At 73.4% G+C, this 10,295-nt stretch carries 7 protein-coding genes; 2 read left to right on the top strand and 5 right to left on the bottom strand.

The annotated features are described in order from the left end of the window. Positions 1-4,278: ATP-binding protein (locus tag CWIS_RS09620; RefSeq protein ID WP_156186610.1), on the bottom strand; the 4,278-nt coding region annotated here is incomplete at its 3' end. A 218-nt stretch (positions 4,279-4,496) separates the two neighbouring features. Between CWIS_RS09620 and CWIS_RS09615 the strand changes: the two genes are divergently transcribed. Beyond that, complete coding sequence (locus CWIS_RS09615; protein ID WP_048343068.1) at positions 4,497-5,501, top strand: NAD(P)H-quinone oxidoreductase; 1,005 nt, start codon at positions 4,497-4,499, stop codon at positions 5,499-5,501. A 68-nt stretch (positions 5,502-5,569) separates the two neighbouring features. On the opposite strand, the gene CWIS_RS09610 is transcribed toward CWIS_RS09615, so the two are convergent. Further along, entirely contained in the window at positions 5,570-6,802 is a 1,233-nt protein-coding gene (locus tag CWIS_RS09610; protein WP_048343064.1) for an AGE family epimerase/isomerase, read from the bottom strand. A 74-nt stretch (positions 6,803-6,876) separates the two neighbouring features. Between CWIS_RS09610 and CWIS_RS09605 the strand changes: the two genes are divergently transcribed. Further along, positions 6,877-7,446: a bacterial proteasome activator family protein gene (locus CWIS_RS09605; protein ID WP_048343067.1), complete on the top strand. Its 570-nt coding sequence runs from the start codon at positions 6,877-6,879 to the stop codon at positions 7,444-7,446. A 17-nt stretch (positions 7,447-7,463) separates the two neighbouring features. On the opposite strand, the gene CWIS_RS09600 is transcribed toward CWIS_RS09605, so the two are convergent. Genes CWIS_RS09600 through CWIS_RS09590 form a run of 3 tightly spaced genes read right to left on the bottom strand, consistent with a single transcriptional unit; the run spans position 7,464 to position 10,263 of the window. After that, positions 7,464-8,327 carry a DMT family transporter gene (locus CWIS_RS09600; RefSeq protein ID WP_048343063.1) on the bottom strand — a complete coding sequence of 288 codons (864 nt, stop codon included), beginning with the start codon at positions 8,325-8,327 and terminating at the stop codon, positions 7,464-7,466. Positions 8,328-8,371: 44 nt separating this feature from the next. Next, positions 8,372-9,292, bottom strand: coding sequence for a carbohydrate ABC transporter permease (locus tag CWIS_RS09595; RefSeq protein ID WP_048343062.1), 921 nt, complete (start codon positions 9,290-9,292; stop codon positions 8,372-8,374). Continuing rightward, positions 9,289-10,263 (bottom strand): carbohydrate ABC transporter permease, encoded by a 975-nt coding sequence (locus tag CWIS_RS09590; protein ID WP_048343061.1) that lies wholly within the window; start codon positions 10,261-10,263, stop codon positions 9,289-9,291. The genes CWIS_RS09595 and CWIS_RS09590 overlap by 4 nt, the downstream gene beginning before the upstream one ends. Between the last annotated feature and the right edge of the window lie 32 nt (positions 10,264-10,295).

Below are 10,295 nucleotides of genomic sequence, written 5' to 3'. Positions count from 1 at the left end.
CGGGGGCTCGGGGGCGGACCACGCGGACTGACGCGTGGGCTCGGCGGGCGCGGGCTGCTCCACCGGGACCGACGACGACCAGGACGGCGCCGCCGGCGCGGACGCCTGCGTGGGCGTGAAGCTCGCCGCGGGCGCCGCGGCCTGCTCACCCTTGCGGCGACCGAACAGGCCCCAGCGCTTCTTCGAGCCCTTGTCCTCGGACGCCGCGTGCTCGAGCTCCGAGACGCCGGCGGCACCGAACCCGGCAGCGGCGCCCCACGGCGCGGCGGGGGCGGGCTGCTCGGCCACGGGCTGGACCGGAGCGACGGGCTGCGACTCGACCGGGGCCGGCTGCGCCTCGAACACGGGCTGCGGTGCGGCGGGCGGGGCGTACGACTGCGCACCCTGCTCACCGTCGGCGATCGACGGCCACGCGGGGGCACCCCACGCCGGTGTCGTCTCGGCCCAGACCGGGTCCGCCTCCTGCGCGGGCTCGTCCTCGGCGAGGGCGGGCACCGTGAACGCCTCGTAGGCGGCCGGCTCGGCCGGGACTGCCTCGGCGAGCTGCTCGGTCGGCGCCTCCCACACGGGTGCCTGCCAGGCCGCGGCAGGCTCGACGGCCTGCTCGGGCTGGACGGCCTCGTGCGCGACCGGCTCGTGCGTGACGGGCTCGGCGACGGGCTCGTACGCGGTCGGCTCGTAGGCCACGGGCTCCGCGACCTGCTGGTGCGACACCGGCTCGGCCACGGGCTGGAAGGCTGCCGGCTCGTACGCGGGCGCCTCGGCCACGGGCTCGTACGCGGCGGGCTCGTACGCGGCGGGCTCGTACGCGGCAGGCTCGTGCGCGGCGGGCGCCTCGACGGCCGGCTCAGCCACCGTCGGCATCGCGCCGGTGTGCCAGGCGCGGGCCTCGTCGAGCGTGCGCTCGAAGTCGAACGGCTGCTCTGCCTCCGCCTGCGCGCGGCCCGCGGCAGACCAGCCCGCGTAGCCGCTGTACGACGTGTACGGCACCGGCGTGGGCGTCACGACGCGAGGCGCCTCCGCGACCGGCGCGGCGGCGAACGCGGCGGGCTGCTCGCTGGAGGGCTGGTACGTCTCGTCGGACTGTGCGGCGACGGCCTCGGCGAGCTCGACCGACGGCGCCTCCCACTGCGGGAAGCTGTCCGCGGTCGCCCCGGGGGCGGCGGCGCGTGCGACGAGCGGCTCGCCGATCGCGGCCGTCGGTGCCGGCTCGAAGCTCACCGGCTCGTAGCCCTCGGACTCGTAGGCAGCGGGCTGCTCGTAGCCGACGGGCTCGTACGCGGCAGGCTGCTCGTAGCCGACAGGCTCGTACGCGGCAGGCTGCTCGTCACCGGCCAGCTCGTCGGCCGCGGCTGCGGGCTCGTCCTGCGCCGCGGGCTGGTCGTCGTACGAGTGCTCGGCCTGCGCGTAGCCGGCGGGCTCGTACGTGAGCGGCGCGTCAGCAGGCTGCGCGTACTCGGACCGGGCGTACTCGGGCTGCGCGTACTCGGGCTGCGCGTGCTCAGGCTCGTAGGCGGACTGCTCGGCCTGGAACGGCTCGTACGCGACCTCAGCGGCGGGCGTCTGGGTCTCGACGGCCTCGTCCTCGTACGCGATCGGCGCGGCGGAGGCCTCGTGCTGCTCGGCGTACGTCGGCTCGGCGTGGGCCTGCTCGGCGTAGGTGTGCTCAGCCGGCGCCTCGTCCTCGACGAACGTCGGGGCCCAGTCCTGCGACACGGCGGCGGGCTTGGCCTCGGCGGCCTCGGGCTCGTCGTCGGGCACCAGGCCGGGGACCTCGAGCTGGGTCGGCGCGGAGTCCTCCGGGGCCCATGCGGGCTCGTCGTCCTGCGCGAGCGCAGGGACGTCACCGGCGGCGGGCGGCAGACCGTGCGCGCCGAGCGACATCCACGGGGCGCGCACCTGGTCGCTGCCCTCGCCGTCGCCGAACGCGGAGCGTCCGCGGAACCCGGAGAACAGGCCGGCACGCGCGGCGGGCGTCGGGATGGCCGGCGTCTCGTCCGGCGCAGGCGCTGCCGGAGCCGCGGGGGTGATCGCGGGGGAGGCGGAGCGCGCGGCGCGGCTCGGCAGACCGGTGCCCGACACCGACTGCAGGGTCGCGGGGGCCCAGTCGGGAGCGGACGACGACAGGTCGGGCGAGAGCGTCGGCACCGCGGTCTCGGGCAGGACGATCGCGTTCTCGTCGAACGTCTTGCGCGGACGGGCCGGCAGCTCGCCGCCGCCACGCGTCGGCAGGCCGGAGCTCGCGACGGGGATGGGCGCGGAGTCCGCGGACGGCTCGCCCTCGCCGCGACGACGGCGCGGCAGACCGAGCGACGTCTCGCCGTCGGTGAGCGCGGCGAGGTCGACGGGTGCGACCTCGGGGGCCTCGGCGGCCGCGGCGGCGACCTCGGCCGCGATCGACGGGGCACCGTAGGCCGTGGACTCGTTGGAGGCGAACAGCGACGCGGGCAGGAGCACGGTCGTGTCGGTACCCGTGCCGCCCTCGGCCTTCGCCAGACGCACGGCGGCGCCGAGCTTCTGGGCGATGCGGCCGACCACGAACAGGCCCAGGCGCTGGGCGCCGAGCGCGTCACCGGCGCCGGAGGACACGATCTTCGCGTTCGCGGCGACGATCTCCTCCTCGGTCATGCCGAGGCCGTGGTCGCGGATGCGGACCGCGACGAACTGGCCGGACACGCCGGTGGTGACCGTGACGGGCGTCTCCGGCTCGGAGAAGACCGTGGCGTTCTCGAGCAGCTCGGCGAGCAGGTGCGCCGCGGGCAGCGCGTTGAAGCCGAGCATGTGCGGGTCGACCTGCAGGTCGAGCTCGATGCGGTCGTACTGCTCGATCTCGGACGAGGCGGTACGGATCACGTCGGACAGCGGCATCGAGTCACGCAGACGACGACCCGAGTCGATGCCGGCGAGCACGAGGAGCGACTCGGCGTTACGACGCATCCGGGTGGCGAGGTGGTCGAGGCGGAACAGGTTCGCCAGCGTGTTCGGGTCTTCCTCGGAGCGCTCGAGCGAGTCGATGAACGACAGCTGGCGGTTGAGGAGGACCTGGTCGCGACGAGCGACGTTGACGAACATCTCCGCGATGGACCCACGCAGGGCGGCCTGCTCCTGGGCGACGCGCACGGTGGTGGAGTTCATGGAGTTGAACGCCTGGGCCAGTCGACCGACCTCGTCACGCGAGTTGACGGGGATCGGCTCGAGCTGCACGTCCGGCTGCTCACCGGGGGTCGCCACCTGCTCGACGATCTGGGGCAGGCGCTCACGGACGTCGGAGGCGGCCGACGTCAGGCGGCGCAGCGGGATGACGATCGACCGGGAGACGACGAGCGCGAGGAGCAGCGACAGGACGAACGCGAGGATCGTGGCGGCGACGGTGACGTACGTCCGCTGGGTCGCGGCGTCCACGTCGGCGGCGGCGAGCACCTGCGCCTGCTGGATGGCGTCCTCGGCGACCCCGACGAGCGCGGTGGTCTGGGCCTCGACCTCCGCGGCGTAGGCGGCGGGGTCGACCTTCTGGACCGACTCGAGCTCGCCCGAGGCGAGCTGCGCGCGCTGGGAGATGAAGAGCGACGTGGGCTGGCCCTTGGGCAGCGTCAGGTCGCCGGGCATCCGGTTGAGCGCGATGGCGGCGGACGTGCGGCTGAGCTCGACCGCGTCGACCTTCTCCTGGTACACCGCGCCGAGCGCGGGGCTGATGGTGCCGGCGAGCAGGCTCGAGCCCTGGATCAGCTCGGCGACGAGGTCCGTCGACGTCTGCGAGAGCGTCCGGTACCCGGTGACGGCCGCGGCGACCTCACGGTTCGGGAAGATCTCCGCGAGCTGGGCGACGAGCTCGAGCTGACCGCGCTCGATCGTCTGGAAGTTGGCGCGGACCACGGAGGACACACCACCGCGCTCCACCGCGAGGCGTGCGGCGGGCAGAGTCGTCTCGTAGTCGGCCTGCACCGAGTCGAACTGCTGCACCAGCGCGGTGGGGAACCGGTCGAGCGGGAGCTTGGCCGTGTACTTGCGCACGTCGGCGAGCGCCACGTCCGTGGCGGCCTGCGCGGCCTTGATCGCCTCGGGGTCGTTGCTCGTCATCGACACGATGTACTCCGTGTCGATCGCCTGCCCGAGCGGCATGTACGCGCGCAGCGTGGTCGTGACGCTCTGCGTCGCGCGCGCCTCGTTCATCTCGTCGAGGGCGCTCACGGAGATGTAGACACCGAGAAGGACGAGCACGAGCATCGGCACGGCCAGTACGGCCAGCACCTTGGCTCTAATGCCAAGTCGTCGCAGCATCTCGTTCCCTTCCTCGCCTGACACGGGGCTCCGTCGGCGCGGACACGACGATGGATCACCCGTGCCGCAGTATCGGCCGTTGGACGATCGACCATTAGCCCGCGCCAGAGTTTGCCACGGACCTCACCCGGAGGGATACGACGAACCGGGACAACCTGGCACGCCCCGGCACGGGTTCGACCGTTCGAGGGGTCCGGATCGCCCGTAAGGTGCGGAGCGTGCGTGCCGTCGTCGTCGCCGAGCCGGGGGGACCCGAGGTCCTCGTGCCCCGCGAGGTGCCCGTCCCGAGCCCGGGTCCGGGCGAGGTGCTGGTCGCGGTCGAGGCCGCGGGGGTGAACCGCGCGGACCTCCTGCAGCGCGCAGGCGCCTACCCTTCGCCGCCCGGCTCGCCGCCGTGGCCTGGCCTCGAGGCCGCGGGGGTCGTCCAGGCCCTGGGTCCGACGACGGGCGAGGGTCCGACGACGGGCGAGGGTCCGGCCGCGTGCGCGGTCGGCGACCGGGTCGCGGTGCTGCTCGGCGGTGGCGGCTACGCCGAGCACGTCGTCGCCCCCGTGGCGCTCACGCTGCCGGTACCCGACGGCCTCTCGTCGGCCGAGGCCGCGGCGCTGCCCGAGGCGCTCGCGACCGTGTGGTCGAACCTGCGCGAGGCGGACGCCCGCGCGGGCGAGACGATCCTGGTGCGTGGCGGCTCGGGCGGCATCGGCTCGATCGCGGTGCCCCTCGCCCGGCTGCTGGGGCTGCGCGTCGTCGCGACCGCGGGCGGGCCGCAGCGCGTGGCACGCGTCGCGGCGCTCGGTGCCGACGTGGTCCTCGACCACCGCGCCGACGACCTCGCGGACCAGGTGCTCGCCGCGAACGACGGCCGCGGCGTCGACGTCGTGCTCGACGTGCTGGGCGCCGGCGGGCTCGAGGACAACGTCCGCGTGCTCGCGACCGGCGGCAGGCTCGTCGTGATCGGGTTGCAGAAGGGTCGTCGCGGGACGCTCGACCTCGGTACCCTCATGGCCCGCCGCGGTCGCGTGATCGCGACGACGCTGCGCTCACGCGACCCGGCGGACAAGGCACGGATCATGGCCGAGGTGCGCGAGCGCGTGTGGCCGTTCGTGCTCGACGGCCGGCTGCGCCCCGTCCTGCACGCGACGCTCCCGCTCGACGACGCGCGCCGCGCGCACGAGCTGCTCGAGAGCGGCGAGGTGTTCGGCAAGCTCGTCCTGCTGCCCTGACGGCCGTGCACGCGCCACGGCCGTCAGCCTCCGGCCGGTGTCAGGCGAGCAGGGTCAGGCGAGCAGGGTCAGGCGAGCAGCCCCGCGGCGAGGGCCGGTGCGAGCGCGGGCGCGAGCGGTAGCCGCGGGATGAGGGTCGCCTGCACCGCGTGGTAGATGTCGGCCTTGCCCGCCCACACGGTGCGCGAGACCTCGTTGTCGGTGCCGAGCTCGTGCCACCACGAGCCGCCCTCGCGGTCCAGGTGGTGCGCACCGACGTACTCCCACCACGTCGTGTACCAGGCGTCGAAACGGGCCTCACCCGTCGCGGCGTGCAGCGCGGCGGCCGCCGAGACGGCCTCGGCCGCGACCCAGTGCATGCGCTCACGCACCACGGGGGCGCCGGCCCAGTCGACCGTGTAGACGAAACCGGGCGCGCCGTCGACGTGCCACCCCTCGACGACGCCCGCGTCGAACAGCTGCGTCGCGTCCTCGACCATCCAGTCCGGCGCCGCGTCGCCGCGCGCGAGCAGGGCCGCCCGGACGTGCAGCGTCAGACGGGCCCACTCGAACGAGTGGCCGATCGTCGCGCCGTACGGCCGGAACGGGTGCGCGGGCGCGTCGGCGTTGTACTCGAGCAGCGGGTTCCACGCGGAGTCGAAGTGCTCGGGGATGCGCCAGCCGTTGCCGCGCGCGAAGCCGTGCACCACGCGCTCGACGATCCGCGCGGCGCGGTCGAGCCAGACCCGCTCGCCGGTGACGTCCGCGGCGGCGAGGTACGCCTCGACCGTGTGCATGTTCGCGTTGACCCCGCGGTACGCGTCGAGCTCGGCGAACGACGCGTCCCACTCCTCGACGACCATGCCCGCCTCGTCGTCCCAGAAGTGCCCGGCGGAGACGGCGAGGGCCGCGTCCAGCAGGGCGCGCGCACCCGGGCGGCCGGCGGCCGTGGCGGACGCCGCGGCGAGCACGACGAACGCGTGCGGGTAGGCGGCCTTCGTCGCCGTCACGGGGACACCGTCGCGCGCGACCTCCGCGAACCAGCCGCCGTGCTCGTCGTCGGCGAACACCTGCGCGAGCGCGGCCAGCCCGTGGTCGACCACCGCGGCCGAGCCCGGACGGCCCAGGAGGTGACCGAGCGCGTAGACGTGCGTCATGCGGCACGCGATCCACAGCTCCCACGGGCCGTCGGCGGGCTGTCCCGCGTCGTCCTGCCGCGCGAACGCGCCACCGGGGACCACCGACCCGCGCCCGAACGCCAGCAGCCGGTCCGTCTCCTGCTCCAGCCACCGGGCGTGCGACGGCGTGCTCAGCCAAGGCATGCGCTCACCCTAGCCGCCGAGGTCACGTGCGCCGCGGCCTGGTCGACATCTCCGTGTTCGGCGAGAATGCGACGGTGAGCGACGAGCAGAGCGGCCCCGGCACACGTGACCCGCGCATCCTCGTCGTCCCGCCGGACGGCGTGGGCGAACCGAGCGACGAGCCCGTCGGCGCGAGCGACGACGAGGACATCCGCGGCATGGTCGCGCAGCCCGCGAAGGTCATGCGGATCGGCACGATGGTCAAGCAGCTGCTCGACGAGGTGCGCAGCGCACCGCTCGACGACGCCGCCCGGGCCCGGCTCGCCGAGGTGCACGAACGCTCGCTGCACGAGCTCGAGCAGGGCCTGTCCCCCGAGCTGATCGAGGAGCTGCACCGCATCACGCTCCCGTTCACCGAGGACGCCACGCCGTCCGACGCCGAGCTGCGGATCGCCCAGGCGCAGCTCGTCGGCTGGCTCGAAGGCCTGTTCCACGGCATCCAGACCGCGCTCGTCGCCCAGCAGATGGCGACGCAGGCGCAGCTCAGCCAGATGCGCCGCGCCCTGCCCCCGGGCGCGATCCACGCGCCCGGTCTGTCCCCGGACGCCCGCGCGATGGACGCGCGCTCCTCCGACGAACCGGGTGGGACCGGGCAGTACCTCTAGGGCTCGGCCCGGAGGGCTCAGGCCGGCGGCGGGGCCTCGCGGTCGGCGTCCGTGGTGCGCGCGGTCAGCGCGATCGCGCCCGAGACGAGCACCAGCCCGACGACCTCGACGCCGTGCGGCACCTGCTGCAGCATCACGGCGCCCACCACCGCCGCGGTCGCGGGCAGCAGCGCGAGCAGCACCGCGAAGGTGGCCGGTCGCACGCGCCGCAGCACCACCTGCTCGATCCCGTACGGCACCACCGACGAGAGCAGTGCGACGAGCACGACGAGCACCGCGAGCCGCGCGTCGGTCAGCACCGGGCCCGCGTCGCGCGCGAGGAACGGCGCGAGCACGAGCGCACCGGCGGCCATCGCGACGCCGAGCCCGGTGAGCCCGCCGGTCGGCGCGGTCGCCACGCGGCGCCCGAGCACGATGTACAGCGCCCAGCACGTCGCGGCCACGGCGATCGCGACGAGCCCGCGCACGGCCTCGTCGCCGAGGTGCAGGCTCACGCCCGCGAGCAGCACCACACCGCTCGCCGCCACGACGATCGCCGCCCGGTCGCGCCACCCGCTGCCGATGATCGCCGCGACCGCGACCGGGCCGGCGAACTCGAGCGCGACCGCCGTGCCGAGCGGCAGCGTGTCGAGCGCGACGTAGAACGCCACGTTCATGACCGCGAGCACCACGCCGAACAGCGCAGCGGTCCGCAGCGCGGGTCGCGTCCACCGGCCGCGCGAGCCCCACGGGCGGGTCCAGAGCACGAGCACGAGCGCGGCGATCGCGACGCGCAGCCACGCGACGGTGCCCGGACCCATCCGGTCGAACAGGTCGACCGCGACCGCGGCCCCGACGTACTGCGCGATCGCCGAGACGACGAACAGCAGCGGGGCGGGCACGCCGTCAGGCTAGCCCGCCCCGCCGCGTCGGCCGGTCCGCCGGCTCACCCCTTGACGGAGCCCGCCAGCAGGCCGCGCACGAAGTAGCGCTGCAGGGACAGGAACACGATCGCGGGGATGATGATCGACACGAACGCGCCTGCCGAGAGCAGGAACCACTGCGACCCGCGCGTCCCGGTGAGGTTGAGCAGCGCGACGGTCATGGGTGCGAGCTCACGCGACGAGCCCGCGAACGTGAGCGCGACGAGCAGGTCGTTCCACACCCACAGGAACTGGTAGATGCCGAGCGCCGCGATCGCGGGCTTGAGCATCGGCAGCATGAGGCGGAAGAAGATCGTCACGTGCCCGGCGCCGTCCACGCGCGCCGCCTCGATGAGCTCGCCCGGGATCTCCTGCATGAAGTTGTGCAGCAGGAACACCGCGAGCGGGAGCCCGAACATGGTGTGCGACAGCCACACCGCCCAGAACGTGCCGGCGATGTTGATGTCGACGTACAGGCTGAGCAGCGGGATGAGCGTGACCTGGATCGGCACGACCTGCAGCGCGAACACCGCGATGAACAGGACGTTCTTGCCGCGGAAGTTCATCCACGCGAACGCGTAGGCCGCGAGCGTCGCCAGGAACATCGGCAGCACGACCGCGGGGATCGTGATGACGATCGAGTTCACGATCGAGGGCGCCAGGGACTGCGAGCTCTCCGTCGAGAGCACGGTCTGGTAGTTCTCGAGCGTGAAGTTCGGGTTGGTCAGGACTGTCCACCAACCGCTGTTGTTGATGTCCGCCACGGGGCGGAACGACGTGACCAGCAGGCCGAACGTCGGGATGGTCCACAGCACCGCGAGGATGACCGCGAACAGCGACGCCCACGGCTTGGACAGGCGGCGACGCGCGGCGGCCGCGGTGCTCTCGCCACCGGGCTTGACGGGTCCGCCGACGGTCGCGGTGTCGATCTGCACGGCGCTCATCGGTTCGCCTTCCGCAGGTGGTGCACGTTGTAGACGATGATCGGGACGACGAGCACGAACAGCAGCACCGCGAGCGCGGCACCCAGCCCCTGGTTCCCGGCGCTGAAGCTCTGCGTGTAGAACTCGTTCGCCACGACCGACGTGCCGTACCGCCCGGCGGTCATGGTCCGGACGATGTCGAAGACCTTCAGGCAGCCGATCGCGATCGTCGTCAGGACGACGATGAGCGTGGGCCGGATGCTCGGAACGGTCACGAACCGGAACAGCTGTGTCGAGCTCACGCCGTCGAGCCGCGCCGCCTCGGTGATCTCGGTCGGGATGGCCTTGATCGCCGCGGACAGGATCGTCATCGCGAACCCCGCCTGGATCCAGATCATCACGGCGATGAGGAAGAAGTTGTTCCAGGGGCTGTTGAGCAGGAAGTTCTGTGGCGACCCGCCGAGCCACACGATGATCTGGTTGATGAACCCGATCTGGTTCGGGTTGTTCTCGACCGACGGGTCGTAGAACCGGTACTCGTACATGAACTTCCAGATGATCGACGCGCCGACGAACGAGATGGCCATCGGCAGGAAGATCAGCGCCTTCGCGGCGGCCTCACCCTTGGCGCCGTCGACGAGGATCGCGTAGATCAGCCCGACGACCGTGGCGACGAACGGCGTGACGAGCACCCACAGCACGGTGTTGCGCAGCACGACGAGCTGCTCGCCCGAGGTGAAGATGTCGGTGTAGTTCCCGAGCCCGATGAAGGCCGTCCCGGCGGCGTCGTAGAACGAGCGCCACACGGTCCGCAGTGCGGGGTAGACGAGCCCGATCGCGATGAGCAGGATCGTCGGCCCGATGAACCACCAGGCGACGCGCCGCGCGCCGCGGCGTTCGAGCAGGTGGACGACGAGCAGGATCACGCCGATGACGACGGCGAACGCGACGAGCGCGACCACCATCCCCACCAGCTTGTCGGCGGCTTCCATGGCACCTCCCGGCAGGAGCAGGGGACGAGCGG

The sequence above is a fragment of the Cellulomonas sp. A375-1 genome (assembly GCF_001040865.1).
GTDB classification, from domain to species: domain Bacteria; phylum Actinomycetota; class Actinomycetes; order Actinomycetales; family Cellulomonadaceae; genus Cellulomonas; species Cellulomonas gelida.
Note: the sequence above shows the minus strand (reverse complement) of the source record. Positions and strands in the feature narration are given on the sequence as shown.

What these genes read in the sequence shown, in the direction of transcription:
- CWIS_RS09595 (WP_048343062.1), bottom strand. Translation starts at nt 9,292, where the DNA reads ATGAGCGCCGTGCAGATCGACACCGCGACCGTCGGCGGACCCGTCAAG.
- CWIS_RS09590 (WP_048343061.1), bottom strand. Translation starts at nt 10,263, where the DNA reads ATGGAAGCCGCCGACAAGCTGGTGGGGATGGTGGTCGCGCTCGTCGCG.
- CWIS_RS09610 (WP_048343064.1), bottom strand. Translation starts at nt 6,802, where the DNA reads ATGCCTTGGCTGAGCACGCCGTCGCACGCCCGGTGGCTGGAGCAGGAG.